The sequence below is a fragment of the Corynebacterium timonense genome (assembly GCF_900105305.1).
Classification (GTDB): domain Bacteria; phylum Actinomycetota; class Actinomycetes; order Mycobacteriales; family Mycobacteriaceae; genus Corynebacterium; species Corynebacterium timonense.
Genome location: NZ_LT629765.1, coordinates 504,394 through 521,711, shown reverse-complemented (window position 1 = coordinate 521,711; position 17,318 = coordinate 504,394). Strand labels below are relative to the sequence as shown.

Annotated in this window: 14 protein-coding genes; 8 read left to right on the top strand and 6 right to left on the bottom strand. The window is 66.0% G+C overall.

Annotation, left to right across the window (positions count from 1 at the left end; translation table 11 throughout):
• Positions 1-48: 48 nt before the first annotated feature.
• The 3 genes from ctaE to ctaC form a co-directional block, all read right to left on the bottom strand.
• Positions 49-669 (bottom strand): aa3-type cytochrome oxidase subunit III, encoded by a 621-nt coding sequence (ctaE, locus tag BLT81_RS02590; RefSeq protein ID WP_172812368.1) that lies wholly within the window; start codon positions 667-669, stop codon positions 49-51.
• A gap of 494 nt (positions 670-1,163) precedes the next feature.
• Positions 1,164-1,595, bottom strand: a complete 432-nt coding sequence (ctaF, locus tag BLT81_RS02580; RefSeq protein ID WP_019193118.1) for an aa3-type cytochrome oxidase subunit IV — start codon at positions 1,593-1,595, stop codon at positions 1,164-1,166.
• 18 nt (positions 1,596-1,613) lie between these two features.
• Positions 1,614-2,708 (bottom strand): aa3-type cytochrome oxidase subunit II, encoded by a 1,095-nt coding sequence (gene ctaC / locus BLT81_RS02575; protein ID WP_019193119.1) that lies wholly within the window; start codon positions 2,706-2,708, stop codon positions 1,614-1,616.
• Between the two features lie 387 nt (positions 2,709-3,095).
• Between ctaC and asnB the strand changes: the two genes are divergently transcribed.
• Positions 3,096-5,018, top strand: coding sequence for an asparagine synthase (glutamine-hydrolyzing) (gene asnB, locus BLT81_RS02570; protein ID WP_081582811.1), 1,923 nt, complete (start codon positions 3,096-3,098; stop codon positions 5,016-5,018).
• Positions 5,019-5,089: 71 nt separating this feature from the next.
• Here asnB and BLT81_RS02565 read toward each other — a convergent pair whose 3' ends face one another.
• Positions 5,090-5,434: a HesB/IscA family protein gene (locus BLT81_RS02565; protein ID WP_040420649.1), complete on the bottom strand. Its 345-nt coding sequence runs from the start codon at positions 5,432-5,434 to the stop codon at positions 5,090-5,092.
• 212 nt (positions 5,435-5,646) lie between these two features.
• Between BLT81_RS02565 and BLT81_RS02560 the strand changes: the two genes are divergently transcribed.
• Both BLT81_RS02560 and BLT81_RS02555 read left to right on the top strand, forming a co-directional pair.
• Positions 5,647-6,339, top strand: a complete 693-nt coding sequence (locus BLT81_RS02560) for a DUF3043 domain-containing protein (protein ID WP_019193122.1) — start codon at positions 5,647-5,649, stop codon at positions 6,337-6,339.
• Positions 6,340-6,365: 26 nt separating this feature from the next.
• The gene (locus BLT81_RS02555) at positions 6,366-7,349 is read left to right on the top strand and encodes a nicotinate-nucleotide--dimethylbenzimidazole phosphoribosyltransferase (RefSeq protein ID WP_019193123.1); all 984 of its coding nucleotides are present in this window, start codon (positions 6,366-6,368) and stop codon (positions 7,347-7,349) included.
• 9 nt (positions 7,350-7,358) lie between these two features.
• On the opposite strand, the gene BLT81_RS02550 is transcribed toward BLT81_RS02555, so the two are convergent.
• Positions 7,359-8,465 carry a branched-chain amino acid aminotransferase gene (locus BLT81_RS02550; RefSeq protein ID WP_019193124.1) on the bottom strand — a complete coding sequence of 369 codons (1,107 nt, stop codon included), beginning with the start codon at positions 8,463-8,465 and terminating at the stop codon, positions 7,359-7,361.
• 190 nt (positions 8,466-8,655) lie between these two features.
• Here BLT81_RS02550 and BLT81_RS02545 point away from each other — a divergent pair, with 190 nt between their 5' ends.
• On the top strand, positions 8,656-10,128 hold the full coding sequence (locus BLT81_RS02545) for a leucyl aminopeptidase (protein ID WP_019193125.1): 1,473 nt from the start codon (positions 8,656-8,658) through the stop codon (positions 10,126-10,128).
• Positions 10,129-10,137: 9 nt separating this feature from the next.
• On the opposite strand, the gene BLT81_RS02540 is transcribed toward BLT81_RS02545, so the two are convergent.
• Positions 10,138-10,536 (bottom strand): hypothetical protein, encoded by a 399-nt coding sequence (locus tag BLT81_RS02540; RefSeq protein WP_040420806.1) that lies wholly within the window; start codon positions 10,534-10,536, stop codon positions 10,138-10,140.
• A 187-nt stretch (positions 10,537-10,723) separates the two neighbouring features.
• On the opposite strand from BLT81_RS02540, the gene sucB reads away from it, so the two are divergent.
• From sucB to gcvH, 4 genes are all read left to right on the top strand, one after another.
• Positions 10,724-12,841, top strand: a complete 2,118-nt coding sequence (gene sucB, locus BLT81_RS02535) for a 2-oxoglutarate dehydrogenase, E2 component, dihydrolipoamide succinyltransferase (protein WP_040420651.1) — start codon at positions 10,724-10,726, stop codon at positions 12,839-12,841.
• A gap of 127 nt (positions 12,842-12,968) precedes the next feature.
• Complete coding sequence (gcvP, locus tag BLT81_RS02530; protein ID WP_019193128.1) at positions 12,969-15,848, top strand: aminomethyl-transferring glycine dehydrogenase; 2,880 nt, start codon at positions 12,969-12,971, stop codon at positions 15,846-15,848.
• A gap of 10 nt (positions 15,849-15,858) precedes the next feature.
• Positions 15,859-16,926: a glycine cleavage system aminomethyltransferase GcvT gene (gcvT, locus tag BLT81_RS02525; protein ID WP_019193129.1), complete on the top strand. Its 1,068-nt coding sequence runs from the start codon at positions 15,859-15,861 to the stop codon at positions 16,924-16,926.
• A gap of 3 nt (positions 16,927-16,929) precedes the next feature.
• The gene (gene gcvH, locus BLT81_RS02520) at positions 16,930-17,316 is read left to right on the top strand and encodes a glycine cleavage system protein GcvH (protein ID WP_019193130.1); all 387 of its coding nucleotides are present in this window, start codon (positions 16,930-16,932) and stop codon (positions 17,314-17,316) included.
• The last annotated feature ends 2 nt before the right edge of the window (positions 17,317-17,318 follow it).

Sequence of the window (17,318 nt, the reverse complement as noted above, 5' to 3'; positions counted from 1 at the left end):
GCGAAACAACGACTAACCGTGACACGTTAAGCGTCAGAGGCCCGCCCGTTACTGAACGAGGTAGAGCGTGATGAACACGCCCACCCAAATGACGTCGACAAAGTGCCAGTAGTAGGACGTCGCCATGGCAGCGGTCGCCTGCGCCGGGGTGAACTTCGACTTCGAGATGCGCAGAAGGACCACGCAGAACGCGATGATGCCGGCCGTCACGTGCGCCATGTGGAAGCCCGTGATGATGTAGAACATCGAGCCGTACACGCTCGCCTGCGGGGTGACCCCCGCCAGGACCATCTCGGTCCACTCAAACGCCACCAGGCCGAGGAACACGACGCCGAGCAGGATCGTGACCCCAAACCACTTGCGAAGACCGAAGACGTCACCGCGCTCCGCGGCGAACACACCGAACTGCGACGTCACGGAGGAGGTGATGAGGACGATGGTGATCACCAGGCCGAAAACCACGTTGAGGTGTTCGGTCTGGTGCTGCCAGTCCCCGGCGGTCATGCCGTTTGCGCGCGACGTGAAGTACATCGCGAACAAGCCGGCGAAGAACATCAACTCTTGGGCGAGGAACGCGATGGTGCCCACGCTGACCATGTTGGGTCGGTTCAGCATTGGGACACGGCCGTGCGGTGTCGCCATACCTTGGTTAGAAATTGCGGTCGTCACGCATGTCAGTATCGCCTTTTTTTGCGTGGAAGTCATCTCAAGACCCCCCGCCGCAGCACTGGCTTCACGTCGCCAACCAGCCGTTTTGGCACTAGCAGATAGCGAACAAAAATTTTTCCAAAACGCCGGGAACTTTTTTGACTCGCTTTACGACGCCTATCGGTGCAGGTCACGACATACTCGCCGCACAACTTCTCAGAGGCGTTTTTCCAAGCTCGTTCCCCAGAGCTTTGCAGCACTCACAGCGTTCTTTACAGTGCTGGAATTCTTGTGAGAAGAGTCACAACAATATCGGCCCTAACTTCCCATGGAGCCAACTTTCGGTTGACCCCCTTTCCGCATGGGCTCAACGCCCAGCGGTTACCCCCGCCCGCAACGCCGACCGGCGCCGTTCATGTAGTCGCGGGATGAGTCGGCACGCCTCGCGTGACGCCTCGGCGTGGGCACCAAAAACCCCGCCACCGGAAGGAGGTGGCGGGGTGTGGAGTCGCGGCCTAGTGCTTCTCGCGCGGAATGCTGTATTGCATGTTCATCTGCGTCGCGGTCCAGATCAGCAGCACTGCGCCGATGGCCGCGAGCCACAGCTGCCAGAACGCCAAGCCGAGGCCCAAGAAGAAGATCGCGCCGGCCATCGCAAACGGCCAGATCGAGTGAGGCGAGAAGAAGCCGAGCACGCCAGCACCGTCCTCAATCTCAGCCTCCTCCCAATCCTCAGGCACGATGTCCATGCGGCGCTCGGTGAAGTCGAGGTACACGGCCATCATGAAGGACAGCGCCGTGGCGAGCACGAGGCCGACGCCGCCAACCCATTCCACGCCGAAGAGGTAGGCGTCGTCGCCGACCCACCCCGTCGCCATGATGTAGAAGACACCTATCAAGAGAAGGAAGGTGCCAATGGAGTAGAAGACTTTAGATCCGGTTCCCATTGTCCGTTTCTCTCTTTCTTAAACGTTGGCGTTCGGGTCGACGAAGTTGTTGCCGTCTCGGGTACCTGTGCGCTCGGAATTGAACGGGCGAGTCGAGGTTGCGTACGGCTCCTGGCCGATGGACTGCAGGGCCTCGGCGTTGGTCGCCTCCGGGTTGTTCAGGCGGAACTCGAGGTAGTCGCGGAAGTCATCCTGGGAGACGGCACGGACCTCGAAGTTCATCATGGCGTGGTAGGTGCCACACATCTCGGCGCAGCGGCCGACGAAGGCACCCTCGCGGTCGATCTGTTCGATCTGGAACGAGCGCTCCTGCTGGTTCGCCTCCGGGTGAGCATACGCGTCGCGCTTGAACAGGAACTCCGGCACCCAGAACGCGTGGCTCACGTCGCTGGAGGCAAGGCGGAACTCGATCGGGGTGCCGGTCGGCAGAACCAGCACCGGGATCTCCTCGGTGGTACCGAGGGTCTCGATCTCGTTGAAGTTCAGGTACGACAGGTCACCCGCGGAGGCACCGTGGATGGGGTTGGCGTTCTCCACACCCTCTGGGTCGTACTTGGTCTCTTCGGCGACGGCCTGACGCTCGGAGTCTGTACCGACGTAGGGCTGGCCGTTCGGGGTGAGCTCGGGGCCAACCTCGGCGTAACCGAACTTCCAGTTCCACTGGAAGGCAGTGACGTCGACGGTGACTTCGGGGTCCTTGTCGCGGGCGGTGACCACGGTCTGCGCCTGGACGGTGAAGAAGAAGAGGACAAAGACGATGACGATCGGAATGATCGTGAGCACCAGCTCGAGCGGCACGTTGTATTGCAGCTGCTTCGGGAACTCGTCGTTCGTCTTCTTCGCCTGCGTTTTGGAGTTCCACTTGAAGATGCCAAACAGGAACAGCGCCCACATAATGATGCCGACGATCCAGGCGGCGACCCAGACCCACACCCAGAAGTTGTACACCTGGGTGCCCTCCGGGGTGACCGGGTCCGGCCAGCCCATGTCCAGCACCCGTGCCAGGCCCTCCGGCGGGGCGACTTCACAGCCCGAGAGGGTAAGGCCCCCGAGCAGAAGCGCGCCCGCGGCGCTGGCCTTTTTGGCAAAGCTGCGGTTGTTCACCTTGTCCACGTGTGTCTGCCTTCCTGTCCACACCTAAAAACCATTGAATGCCCATACTCATGGCAGGAACATTCCTTCCCCGTCAGAATAGTTCATTCCCCCGACGTCGTCGGAATTCCTCTCGTCCGCCTCTCGCCCGCGGTGCGGCCGCCGGTGCGTTTCCCCGGACCCGCGGCGCTCAACGGGGTCTTCCCCGCGTTTCGGAACCCCTCGCCCGGGACAACGTAAGGTAGGTCACACCCCGCCGCCGCGCGCTTCATTCTAAAGTTTGCCCCCTTTCGAGGACGGGCTAAAGGTGGAACGGAAACGCCGGTGCCCGGTTCGCGGGCGGGCTGGCGAAAACCTTATTGTTAAGGAATCACTCGCGCCCTTGAGATGAGGAGAGGTTTTTCAGCAATGTGTGGTCTTCTCGCTATGCTCGCCGCTTCCGGCGACGGTACCGCGTACGTCACCGCCGTTGAGCAGGCGCTGCCCTGCATGTACCACCGCGGCCCCGACGCCGCAGGTACGTGGCACGACGACGACGCCGTCTTTGGCTTTAACCGGCTGGCGATCATCGATCTCGAGCACTCCCACCAACCCCTGCGCTGGGGCCCGGCGGATAATCCGCAGCGCTACGCCCTGACGTTCAACGGCGAGATCTACAACTACGTGGAGCTGCGTGAAGAGCTCGCCGCGGCGGGCTACGACTTCCGCACCAGCGGCGACGGCGAGCCGATCCTCGTCGGCTACCACCACTGGGGCGCCGACGTGGTCAACCACCTGCGCGGCATGTTCGGTTTTGTCATTTGGGACACGGAGACGCGGACCATGTTCGCGGCCCGCGACCCCTTCGGCATCAAGCCGTTGTACTACGCCACGACCGCCGCGGGCACCGTGTTCGCGTCCGAGAAGAAGTCGATCCTCGCGATGGCGCCACACATCGGTCTTGGCCTTGACCTTGACCACCGCGCAATTGAGCACTACGCCGACCTGCAGTACGTTCCCGAACCGGAGAGCCTTCACTCCCAGATTCGCCGCGTGGAGTCCGGCAGTACCGTGACCCTCTCCCCCGGCGGCGAGGTTACGTCCGAGCGCTACTTCACCCCCCAGTTCCGCACGGCCGCCGTTCGCGAAGGGCAGGAAGAAGAGCTGTACGAGCGGATCACCGCGGCGCTTGAGGATTCCGTCGCAAAGCACATGCGTGCCGACGTCACCGTGGGCTCCTTCCTCTCGGGCGGGATCGACTCGACCGCCGTGGCTGCCCTCGCCAAGCGCCACAACCCGAACCTGCTGACCTTCACCACCGGGTTCGAGCGGGAGGGGTACTCCGAGGTCGACGTCGCCGCGGAGTCCGCGGAGGCGATCGGGGTCGAGCACATCGTCAAGATTGTCTCGCCGGAGGAGTACGCCGAGGCAATCCCGAAGATCATGTGGTACCTCGACGACCCCGTCGCCGACCCCTCCCTCGTCCCGCTGTATTTCGTCGCCCAAGAGGCGCGAAAGCACGTCAAGGTGGTGCTCTCCGGCGAGGGCGCGGACGAGCTCTTTGGCGGCTACACCATTTATAAGGAGCCGCTGTCCCTCGCACCCTTTGACAAGGTGCCCTCTCCCCTCCTCAAGGGTCTCCGCGCGCTGAGCCGCGCCCTGCCGGAGGGGATGAAGGGCAAGAGCCTCCTCGAGCGCGGCACCACCCCGATCGAGGAGCGCTACTACGGAAACGCCCGCTCCTTTAACTTCGAGCAGCTCCAGCGCGTTCTGCCGTGGGCGAAGAAAGAGTGGGACCACCGCGAGGTCACCGCCCCGATCTACGCCTCCTCGACCCACATGGACCCCGTCGCACGGATGCAGAACCTCGACCTGTTCACCTGGATGCGCGGCGACATTTTGGTCAAAGCCGACAAGATGAACATGGCCAACTCCCTCGAACTGCGCGTGCCCTTCCTGGACAAGGAGGTGTTTGAGGTGGCGCAGACCATCCCGACGGAGCTCAAGATCGCCCACGGCACGACGAAGTACGCCCTGCGCAAAGCCATGGAGAAGATCGTTCCGGCGCACGTGCTGCACCGCAAGAAGCTCGGCTTCCCTGTCCCGATGCGCCACTGGCTTGCCGGCGACGAACTGCACGGCTGGGCCCAGGACACGATCAATGAGTCCGAGACCGGCGACATCTTCGACAAGGCCGAGGTGCTGAAGATGCTGCAGGAGCACCGCCGGGGATCCAGCGACCACTCGCGCCGCCTGTGGACGGTACTCGCGTTTATGGTCTGGCACGGCATCTTCGTGGAAGAGCGCATCGACCCGCAGATTGAGCACAAGGACTACCCGGTCCAGCTCTAAGACGACACCCCCGCCGCGCCTCATGGGCGCCGCGGGGGTGGTGTCTCTGTGGTGAGTCCGAGTGCGGGCCTTTAGTTAAACGAATCGCCGCATGCGCAGGAGCCGCCGGCGTTCGGGTTGTCGATGGTGAAGCCCTGCTGCTGGATGGTGTCGGCGAAGTCGATCGTCGCGCCCATGAGGTAGGGCACGCTCATCTTGTCCACCACGAGGCGCACGTCGCCGAAGACATCGGCCTTGTCGCCGTCGAGCTCACGGTCGTCGAAGTAGAGCTGGTAGCGCAGGCCCGCGCAGCCGCCGGGCTGGACGGCGATGCGCAGCGACAGGTCGGTAGCGCCCTCCTGGTCCAGCAGCGCCTTTGCCTTCGCGGCGGCTGCGTCGGTCAGCGTCACACCAGTTGCGGAAGTCGGTGCAGTCATCAAAAACTCCTTGCCTACGAATATGTGGGCCGACATATGTATGCGCATATGCGGCCGACGTGCGAGCGGCGTCGCGGCCGTATCGTTACCGTACAAGTCGAGACTACTCCTCCCACGGGAAGAGATCGACGGCCCGCCGCGCCACACACTGCAACGCGCGCGCAGATACCCGTATTCCCGCCGGGCACCGGCCAGCTTGTAGCCTTGGGGGCGTGAAACTGCCGTGGAAGAAAACTGATGAGTCCGCCGAGGCGGCCGACCCGGTCGTCCTGGAGCAGCCGGTCGACGAACCCGCTCCGGCGCTGCCCAAGGGCTACACCCCGCCGAAGGGCCGCCCCACCCCGAAGAGGAACGAGCAGGAGATCAAGCGCGGCGTTCGCCGCGACCCCGACGCCCTCACCCCGGCACAGCGCCGACAGCGCGAGAAGGAGATGAAAAAGAACCTGCCCAAAGAGGAGTGGAAGGCCTACAAGCGCCAGCGCCGCGAAGAGGCTCGGGCCACCAACAAGCACATGCAGGAGCGTATCGACGCCGGAGATGAGCGCTACCTCCTCGACCGCGACAAGGGCGAGGTCCGCCTCTTCGCACGCAACTGGGTCGACGCCCGCCGCTTTGCCAACAACTACGTCATGCCGGCCACGCTGGTGATGTTGCTCATCCTGCTCATCTCCACCGTCTTCCCCCGCGCCTCCGCGGTGCTGTCTCTGGTGACCATGGTCTTCATCATCGCTATCTTCGCCGAAGGCATCACGATCGGTGTGCGCGCTAACCGCGCCGTCCGGGAGCGCTTCCCCTCCACAACCGAGACCGGCTTCGGCTTGGGCGTCTACGCGTTCTCGCGTGCCACCCAGCCGCGCAACTGGCGTTCCCCGAAGCCCCAGGTGTCCATCGGGGACACCGTGTAAACCCCTCACGTGGAAAGGCCCAACCGGTGACCGAGTTCTTCTCCCCCGTTGACTCCCCCGACGGCGCCGTCTCGGCGCGCGTCACCGCCGCGCTGCGTACGACGGTACGCGGCCGTGGCCTCGGCCGGCTCGGCGAGCTCGGGGCGTGGGTAGCCGCCTGCCAAGGCTCCGACGCGCCGTCCCCCTTCCGCCGCCCCCACACGCTCATCGTGGCGGGCAACCACGGCGTCGCCGCCCGCGGCGTCTCCGCGCATTCCCCGGAGTCCGTCGCGGCGCAGGCCGAAGAAATCTCCGCCGGGGGCGGGCCCGCGAACGTCGCCGCGCGGGCAGCGAACTGTTCCGTCACGCTAGTGAGCGACTGGTCAGCCCGCCCCTGCGGATCGATCGACGTCGAAGACGCGATGACGGATGAGGCCTTCGCCGCCGCCCTCGCCCGCGGTCGCGAGCTCGGGGACAGTGCCGTCGATTCCGGTGCGGACCTCATCATTCCCGGAGAGATCGGCGTGGGCAGCACCACCGTCAGCGCGGCCCTCTACGGCGTGTTCACCCGCACCGAGCCGGTCCTCGCCGTCGGCCGCGGCAGCGGTATCAACGACGAGGTGTGGAAGGTGAAAACCGCGGCGGTGCGCGACGCGATGTTCCGCGTCCGCCGCTTCCGCCACGACGTCGCGGCCGTCCTCACGGCCATCTCCGCGCCCGACTTCGTGGGGCTGGTGGGGCTCATCGCCCAGTCGGCGGTGCGGCGCACGCCGCTGCTTCTCGACGGCCCCTACGTCACCATGGCCGCCTACGTCGCCGAGCGCCTCGCCCCCGGCACGCGCGAGTGGCTCGTCGCGGCGCAGCTCAGCGGCGAACCCAGCCATCAGGGTTGCCATAAGGCGCTCGGCCTCAACCCGATTTTGTCCCTCGACATCGCGACCGGCCAAGCGGCGGGCGGGCTGCTGGCGCTGCCCGTGGTAAACGCCGCGGCTGAGATGGTCGGCGAGGAAGTGTCGCGGTTGAGTGTTTAAGCGCTGGGCTTAGGCGTCGATAAGCGTCGTGTTCCAGCCGTGGGTATCCTCGGCCTCGCCCTGCTGGATCGCGCGCAGACGCTCGCGCAGCTGCATGGTCACCTCACCGGGCTCGTTGTTGTTCACAGTGAACTCACCGTCCTTGCTCAGGACACGGCCGACTGGGGTGACCACGGCCGCGGTGCCGCACGCGAGCGTCTCCGTGATCTCGCCGGATGCGACTCCCTCGCGCCACTCGCTGACGGTGATGGGGCGCTCGTGCGCGTCGTAGCCGAGGTCGCGCGCGACCTGCAAAAGTGAGTCGCGGGTGATCCCCGGTAGCAGGGAGCCGGACAGCGAAGGGGTGATCACCGTGGCGTCCGAACCGCTGCCCTGGATGAACATGAGGTTCATGCCGCCCATCTCCTCGATGTAGGTGCGCTCGATCGCGTCGAGCCAGACTACCTGGTCACACCCCTCGTCCTGCGCCTTCGCCTGGGCGAGCAAGGAACCCGCGTAGTTGCCGGCGAACTTTGCGGCTCCGGTGCCGCCGGGCGCCGCGCGGACGTAGTCCTCGGAGATCCAGACGCTCACCGGGGACACTCCGCCCGAGAAGTAGGCGCCGGCCGGGGAGGCGATGACGTAGAAGGTGTACGTGCTCGACGGCTTGACACCGAGCGACTTTTCGGTGCCGATCATGAAGGGGCGCAAGTACAGGGAGTCCTCTCCCCCGGCGGCAGGAACCCACTCGCGGTCGACGCTCACGAGCTGGCGCAGCGACTCGATAAAAAGCTCCTCGGGCAGCTCGGGCATGGCGAGCCGGCGGGCAGAGTCCTGCATGCGGCGCGCGTTGCTGTCGGGACGGAACGTCGAAATGGAGCCGTCGGGGTGGCGGTAGGCCTTCAGCCCCTCGAAGATCGCTTGGCCGTAGTGGAAGACGTTGGTGGCGGGGTCGAGGGTCACGGCCTCGTACGGCCTCACCTGGGCGTTGTGCCACCCGTTGTCCTCGTCCCACTCGATGGAGACCATGTGGTCCGTGAACTCTTGACCGAAGGCGGGGTGAGCGAGGATCTCCTCGCGCTGCTCCTGCGTGCGGGGGGCGGTGTTCTTGGTGACGGAAAACTGTGGTGAGGTCATGGCGGTAACAATACTCCGTGCCCGGATTGTGGGACACGGCTCCCACTCCTCCCGTTCTCGCCCCCGCCTTCCCCCGTTCTCGCCCCCGTGTCCGCTACGCAGGGTAGCGTGGTGAGAACTACGGGTCCCCTAACAAGACCTGCCAAGATTTACCACAACCTAGACCTCACAGAAAGGCGTGAGTTTTAACGTGAGTGCCACCCCCTTCAACCTGTCGTTGCCGGCCCGCGGCACGACGGTGCAGCTTCAATTCGCCACCTCCGTTCCCTCTGACCCCGGGGCCGCGCTCATCCCCGTCAGCGCGGGCGTCGACGGCGTGGAGCTCCCCGTCACCGCGCTCGGAGCCACGGGGCTGCTGGAGACCCTCGAGGCCGTCGGTGCCACTGGCAAGCAGGGGGAAGTGACGCGCGTTGTCCGCGACGGGCGCCTCGTCGTCGCCTTCGGGCTCGGCGACTCCGACGACATCGATGAGGAGGCCGTACGTCGCGCGACGGGCGCGCTCGCTCGGAGCCTCACCGGCATTGAGCGCGCCACCATCACGACCGAGTTCGGCGTCCGCCCCATCGTGGAGGGGCTCCTCCTCGGCGGCTACACCTTCGCTGGTGTGAAGGCGCGGCCCGAGAAGGACCAGCCGACCACGCGGATCGACGTCGTCGGCGACGACTCCGCACGCGAGGCGTTCGACCGCGCCGTCATCGTCGCCGAGTCCACCCTGCTCACTCGCGACCTGGTGAACACCCCCTCCAACGTGCTCTACCCGGACAGCTACGCGACGGTCATTTCCGAGGTCGCGGCCCACAGCGGGCTTGAGGTCGAGGTCTTCGACGAGGCCTACCTGGCAGACAAGGGCTTCGGCGGCATCCTCTCGGTCGGCCAGGGCTCGGCCCGGCCCCCACGGCTGGTGCACCTGTCGTGGCACCCCGCGCACGCCACCACCACGGTCGCCCTGGTGGGCAAGGGCATCACCTTCGACACTGGCGGTATCTCGCTCAAGCCCGCCGACAAAATGTGGGACATGATCTCCGACATGGGCGGCTCCGCGGCCATCGTCGGCGCGATCAGCGCCGCCGCTCGGCTCGAGGTCCCGCTGCGTATCGACGCCTGGCTGCCGCTCGCCGAGAACATGCCCTCCGGCTCCGCCACCCGCCCGGGCGACGTCATCACCCACTACGGCGGCATCACCTCCGAAGTGCTCAACACTGACGCGGAGGGGCGCCTCGTGCTTGCCGACGCCATCGCCCGCGCCTGCGAGGACACCCCCGACTACCTCATCGACACCGCGACGCTCACCGGCGCCCAGATGGTCGCGCTCGGCTCACGCACCGCTGGCGTGATGGGAACCGAGGAGTTCCGCGACCGCGTCGCCGAGACCGGCCGCGAGGTCGGCGAAGCAAGCTGGGCCATGCAGCTGCTGGAGGAGCACGAGGAGCAGCTGAAATCCCCCGTCGCGGACATCCGCAACATCGGTGATTCCCGCAACGGCGGCATGCAGTACGCGGGGCTGTACCTGTCGCGCTTCGTGGCGGAGAACACGCAGTGGGCCCACATCGACGTCGCTGGCCCCGCGTGGAACTCCGGCTCGCCGTGGGGCTACACCCCGAGGCGCGCCACCGGCGCGCCCGTGCGCACCATCGTGGAGACGCTGAGCGCGCTCGCCGAGTAGATCAGCAGATCACTCGCCGTACGGGTTCTCGCCGCGCTCAAAACGGGCGCGGCGTTCCTTTTGTTCCGCGCGTCGACGAAGGATGCGGTCGCGCTCCATCCGCTTGCGCATCCTCTCGGGGTAGCCGGTCTCTTCGACGTCGTAAAGCGAAATGCCCAACAGCTTCGCCACCGCGTCGATCCCTTTGGGCCCCCCGATCCGACGCCGGGTGAACTCGCCGTGTTCGTCGACGAGGACCACCGACATCTCGTTGATCACCGTTTCGGGCTCCACAAACCCCTCGACGAACGCCCGGCCCGCGGCCCACTGCTTCAGGTAAGCGGCGTCTTCCTGGCGGATTGTGTCGCCTGGGGCGCGCGGGGGTTTCAGCGAGGAAGAATTCTTGCGATTGCCGAAAAGGTTGAACACCTCCCACATCATACGGAACGGTGTGCCCCACAGGTCGGTGCACCCGGCTGTCTGCCTGGGGATTCACCCCCGCGCACGCGTCTGTGCCCCGCCCTCAACATGGCCCGGGGATAGCGGGTACTCTAATGCTTTGTAGCTTCCGCTTGGAAACGAACCCGTGAAAACGAACCGAGGAGACAAGAAAGACATGGCTCACTCTGTAGAGATGCCCGAGCTGGGCGAATCGGTCACTGAAGGCACCATTACCACGTGGCTGAAGTCCGTCGGCGACACCGTCGAGGCCGACGAGCCCCTGCTCGAGGTCTCCACCGACAAGGTCGACACCGAGATTCCCTCCCCGGTTTCGGGTGTTCTCCTGGAGATCAAGGCTGAGGAAGACGACACTGTCGACGTCGGCGAGGTCATCGCGATCATCGGCGACGAAGGCGAGGAGCCGTCGTCCGACGACAAGGGATCCGACGACGATAACGCCGAATCGTCCGAATCCTCCGAGTCGGCCGAGACCTCCGAGTCCGCCGACTCCTCTGAAGATTCCTCCGCGCCGAAGAAGAAGTCCGGCGGCTCTGCCACCGACGTTGAGATGCCGGAGCTCGGCGAGTCCGTCACCGAGGGCACCATTACCACGTGGCTGAAGTCCGTCGGCGACACCGTCGAGGTCGACGAGCCGCTGCTCGAGGTCTCCACCGACAAGGTCGACACCGAAATCCCCTCCCCCGTCGCCGGCACCCTCATTGAGATCCTCGCGGAGGAAGACGACACCGTCGAGGTCGGCTCCGTCATCGCCCGCGTCGGCGATGCCGACGCGGCAGCCAGCGAGTCCGAGCCCGACGGCACCGACACCGACTCCGACACCGACTCCGACTCCGCCGCTGACTCCGACGCTGAGGAGGAGAAGGCCGAGGAGAAGCAGGACGAACCGAAGAAGAAGTCCGGCGGCTCTGCCACCGACGTTGAGATGCCGGAGCTCGGCGAGTCCGTCACCGAGGGCACCATCACCACGTGGCTGAAGACCGTCGGCGACACCGTCGAGGTCGACGAGCCGCTGCTCGAGGTCTCCACCGACAAGGTCGACACCGAAATCCCCTCCCCCGTCGCCGGCACCCTCATTGAGATCCTCGCGGAGGAAGACGACACCGTCGAGGTCGGCTCCGTCATCGCCCGCGTCGGCGATGCCGACGCGGCAGCCAGCGAGTCCGAGCCCGACGACACCGACGCTGACACTGACTCCGACTCCGACGCTGACACCGACGCCGAGGAAGAGAAGAACGAACCGGAGAAGAACGACGCGGAGAAGGCTGAAGAAAAGGCCGAGCCAAAAAAGGCTTCGAAGAGCGCCAGCAGCGAGAAAGTCCCTTACGTGACCCCGCTCGTGCGCAAGCTCGCTGAGAAGCACGGCGTCGACCTGAACTCGATCGAGGGCACCGGCGTCGGCGGACGCATCCGCAAGCAGGACGTTCTCGCGGCAGCAGAGGGCGGCTCCTCCGCAGAGAAGTCCTCCGAGGCGCAGGCCTCCTCCGAGCAGGCGGAGAAGAAGGGCCCGCGCGCCAACTGGTCCACCAAGTCGGTTGACCCCTCCAAGGAGGAACTCATCGGCACCACGAAGAAGGTGAGCCGCATCCGCGAGATCACCGCCTCCACGATGGTGGAGTCGCTGCGCACGACCGCGCAGCTCACCCACGTTCAGGAAGTCGACGTGACCCGCGTGGCCGAACTGCGCAAGAAGGTCAAGCCGCGCTTCCAGGAGAAGCACGGGGTCAACATCACCTACTTGGCGTTCTTCGTCAAGGCTGCGGCCGAAGCGCTCGTGTCCCATCCGAACGTCAACGCCTCCTTTGACGAGAAGGAAAAGGAGATCACCTACCACTCCGACGTGAACATCGGCATCGCCGTGGATACGCCGCAGGGCCTGCTCGTGCCGGTGATCAAGAAAGCCCAGGACCTCAACCTGGCCGAGATCGCCACGGCCATCGCCGACCTCGCCGACCGTGCCCGCAACAAGAAGCTGCGCCCGGACGACATCACCGGCGCAACCTTCACGGTGACGAACATTGGCTCCGAGGGCGCCCTCCTGGACACCCCGATCCTCACCCCGCCGCAGGCTGGCATCCTCGGCACCGCCGCGATTGAGAAGCGCCCCGTCATCGTCACCGAGGACGGCATCGACTCGATCGCGATCCGCCAGATGTGCTACCTGCCGTTCACCTACGACCACCAGCTGGTCGACGGTGCGGATGCTGGGCGTTTCGTCTCCACCATCAAGGACCGCATCGAGGCCGGCGACTTCGAGTCGGACCTCGATCTGTAGGTAGCGTCTCCCCACCTCCGCAGTGACCCGGCAGCATTCGCTGCTGGGTCACCTTTTTTCCACCGTGGTGTCCAACGGCTCGATACACTGGAATGTGAATCCATCCCCGCGACGCAAGGAGTACGTCTTGGATTACATTTCCCGACACATCGGGCCCGACGCCAGCGAGCAGCAGGAGATGCTCGCGGCCCTGGGATACGACAGTCTGGAGGCACTGGTCGATGCCGCGATGCCCCCCGGGATCAAGGCCACGAGCCCGATCACGTTGCCTGATCCGCTCAGCGAGGCCGAAGCGCAGGACCGACTGCGTGAGCTGGCAGGCAAGAACACCGTTCTGAAGGCGTTTTACGGCCAGGGCTTCTCCTCCACCCTCACCCCGCCGGTGATCCGCCGCGGCGTCGTCGAGGACGCGGGCTGGTACACGGCGTACACCCCGTACCAGCCGGAAATCTCCCAAGGCCGCCTCGAGGCGCTGCTCAACTTCCAGACCATGGTCCAAGACCTGACCGGCCTGGATGTGGCAAACGCCTCGCTTCTTGACGAAGCTTCGGCCACCGCCGAAGCCGTCGGCCTCATGTCCCGCGCCGTGCGCAAGGGCCGCCGCGTGCTTCTCGACGCCCGACTGCACCCCCAGGTCATCGCCGTCGCAGCGGAGCGCGCCCGCGCCATCGACCTCGAGGTCGAGGTAGTCAACCTCGGGGAGGGCGTCGTCGGCGAGGACCTCGTCGGCGCCGTGCTTGCCTACCCGGGCACCGAAGGCGACATTGTGGACCCGCGCCCGGTCATCGCGGCGATCCACGAACGCGGCGGCCTCGTCGCTGTCGACGCCGACATCCTCGCCCTGACGCTGCTCGAGGCGCCCGGCGCCCTCGGCGCCGACATCGCCGTGGGCACCACCCAGCGCTTCGGCGTGCCGCTGTTCTACGGTGGCCCGCACGCCGCCTACATGGCCGTGGCTGACAAGCTCAAGCGCCAGCTTCCGGGCCGCCTCGTCGGCGTCTCTGTCGATGCGGAGGGCTACCCCGCCTACCGCCTCGCGCTGCAGACCCGCGAACAGCACATTCGGCGCGAGCGCGCGACCTCGAACATCTGCACCGCACAGGCGCTTCTTGCTGTCACCGCCTCGATGTACGCCGTGTACCACGGGCCCGAGGGACTGAAGAAGATCGCACGCACCATCCACGACCGCGCGAGCCGCTTCGCGGACGCCGTCGCCGAGGGCACCGTCGCCCACTCCGAGTTCTTCGACACCGTCACCGTCGAGGTGCCCGGCCGCGCCGCCGAGATCAAGGATTCGCTGGCCCAGCAGGGCTACCTCGTGCGCTCCATCGGCGCCGACAGGATCGTGGTCAGCTTCGGCGAGGATACGGCGGAGGAGGACCTCGAGGTGCTCGCCCGGGCTTTCGGCGGCGAAGTTTCAGCCGAGGCCGCGTCGCGCCTGCCCGAGTCGCTGGTGCGCGAGACGGAGTTTCTCACCCACGAGGTGTTCAACACCATCCACTCCGAGACCCAGATGATGCGCTACATCCGCAACCTGGGTGACAAGGACCTCGCGCTGGATCGCACCATGATCCCGCTCGGCTCCTGCACGATGAAGCTCAACCCCACTGCTGGCCTCGAGGCCATCACGTGGCCGGGCTTCGCCAACGTCCACCCGTTCACCCCGGACGAGTACACAGAAGGCTGGCGCGAGCTCATCGGCGAGCTGAGCGACTGGCTCGTTGAGCTCACCGGCTATGCCGCGGTCTCCCTTCAGCCCAACTCGGGCGCGACGGGCGAGCTCGCGGGCCTGCTGGCGATCCGCCGCTACCACGTCGCCAACGGCGACACCGAGCGCGACATCTGCCTCATCCCCGCGTCCGCCCACGGTACGAACGCGGCCTCCGCGACGCTGGCCAACCTCCGCGTCGCTGTGGTGAAAACCGCCTCCGACGGCTCCATCGACATCGAGGACCTCGACGCGAAGCTGGAGAAGCACGGCGACCACGTCGCCGCGATCATGCTCACCTACCCCTCAACCCACGGCGTGTACGAGGACACCGTCCAAACCGTGGCCGACAAGGTGCACGCTGCTGGCGGCCAGGTCTACATCGACGGGGCGAACATGAACGCCCTGTCCGGCATCGCCCGCCCGGGTGACTTCGGCGGCGATGTCAGCCACCTGAACCTGCACAAGACGTTCACCATCCCCCACGGCGGCGGCGGCCCGGGTGTCGGCCCCATTGGCGTCGCCAAGCACCTCGTGCCCTTCCTTCCCGCGGACCCGCAGGTCTCGCGCGAGCAGGCGGGCGCGGAGATTCCGACGGGCGAGGGCGTGCCCATTTCCTCAACCACCTACGGCTCCGCGGGCGTGCTGCCCATCTCTTGGTCGTACCTCGCGATGAGCGGCGCCGCCGGCCAGAAGAGCGCCACCGAGCACGCGGTGCTCGGCGCGAACTACCTGGCCCATGAGCTGCGCGACTACTACCCCATCCTCTACACCGGGGACAACGGCCTCGTCGGCCACGAGTGCATCCTCGACCTGAACGGCATTGCCAAGGAGTCCGGGGTGACAGCAACGGACGTCGCGAAGCGCCTCGTTGACTACGGCTTCCACGCGCCGACTCTGGCCTTCCCTGTGGCCGGGACCCTCATGGTCGAGCCGACCGAGTCCGAGGACCTCGCGGAGCTCAAGCGCTTCGTCGAGGCGATGCGCGCGATCCGCGCTGAGGCGCAGGAGATCATCGACGGCACGATCGAGTACGAGAAGTCCGTCGTGCACAACGCGCCGTACACCGCGCTGAGCGTGACGCGCTCGGAGTGGCCGTACGAGTTCAGCCGCGAGCAGGCCGCCTATCCAGTCGAGGGGCTCATCCACCGCAAGTACTTCCCGCCGGTGCGCCGCATCGACGAGGCGTACGGCGACCGCAACCTGGTGTGCTCCTGCCCGCCGCCGGAGGCCTTCGACATCGACCCCGAGCCGGTCGAGGAAGTCGACGTGACCGTCACCGAAGAGAACAAGAAGTAAAGGAAACCACATGCCCGAAACACCCCTGCACGAAGCACACGAGAAGCTCGGTGCCACCTTCACCGACTTCGGTGGCTGGACCATGCCGCTGAAGTACGGCTCCGAGCTCGACGAGCACCGCTCTGTGCGTAACGACGTCGGAATCTTCGACCTGTCCCACATGGGCGAGATCGAGGTCAGCGGCCCGGATGCCGCCGCGTTCCTCGACTACACGCTGATCTCCTCCATCTCGAAGCTGAAGGTCGGCAAGGCGAAGTACTCGATGATCGTCAACGACGAAGGCGGCATCCTCGACGACCTCATCTCCTACCGCCTCGGGGAGGAGAGCTTCCTCGTCGTGCCCAACGCCGCTAACACCGAGACCGTGTGGCTCGCCTTCCAGGCTCGCGCGGAAAACTTCGACGTCGAGCTGGCCAACCGCAGCACCGAGATCGGCATGGTCGCGGTCCAGGGCCCGCGGGCTCTCGAGGTCATCGAGCCGCTGCTCGACGGCTCCCCCGCCGACCTCTCCTACTACTCCGCCGCCGAGATGAAGCTCAACGGCGTCGACGTTATCGTCGCCCGCACCGGCTACACCGGCGAGGACGGCTTTGAGCTCTACGCCGGCTTCGCGGATACCCCGGCTGTGTGGGACGCCGTCGTGGGCGCCGGCACCCCCTGCGGTCTCGCCGCGCGCGACTCCCTGCGCCTCGAAGCCGCGATGCCGCTCTACGGCCAGGAGCTGACCACCGACATCACCCCGGTCGAGGCCGGGATGGGCCGCGCCTTTGCCAAGAAGGAGGCCGACTTTGTGGGCAAGTCCGCCCTCACCGGCCGCGAGCCTTCCGTGGTCATCGCTGGCCTGACCTCCTCGGAGCGCCGCGCGGCGCGCGAGGGCGCCGAGGTGTACATCGGCGACGAGAAGATCGGCGTGGTCACCTCCGGCCAGCCCTCCCCCACCCTCGGTTACCCCGTCGCCCTCGCGCACCTCGCGCCGGAGCGCGCCGAGGTGGGAACCGATGTTGAAATTGACATCCGCGGACGCCGCTACCCGTTTACTATCAGTGAGACCCCCTTCTACAACCGAAAGGATGCCTAAGCCATGGCACTGAACGAGGATTTCTACTACTCCGAGGACCACGAGTGGATCAACTCCACCCCCGACGCCGCCGTGGGCTCCACCGTCCGCATCGGCATCACCGACGTCGCCGCCGAGCGCCTCGGCGAGGTCGTCTTCGCTGACCTGCCCCAGGTAGGCGACGAGATCACCGTCGGTGAGACCTGCGGCGAGATCGAGTCCACCAAGTCGGTCTCCGACCTGTACGCCCCCGTCTCCGGTACCGTGACCGCCGTCAACGACGCGATCGACGGCAACTTCGAGATCATCAACAACGACCCCTACGGCGAAGGCTGGCTCTTCGAGGTCGAGGTCAGCGAGGTTGGCCCCCTCCTGTCCGCGTCCGAGTACGCAGAGCAGAACGGCCTCTAAGG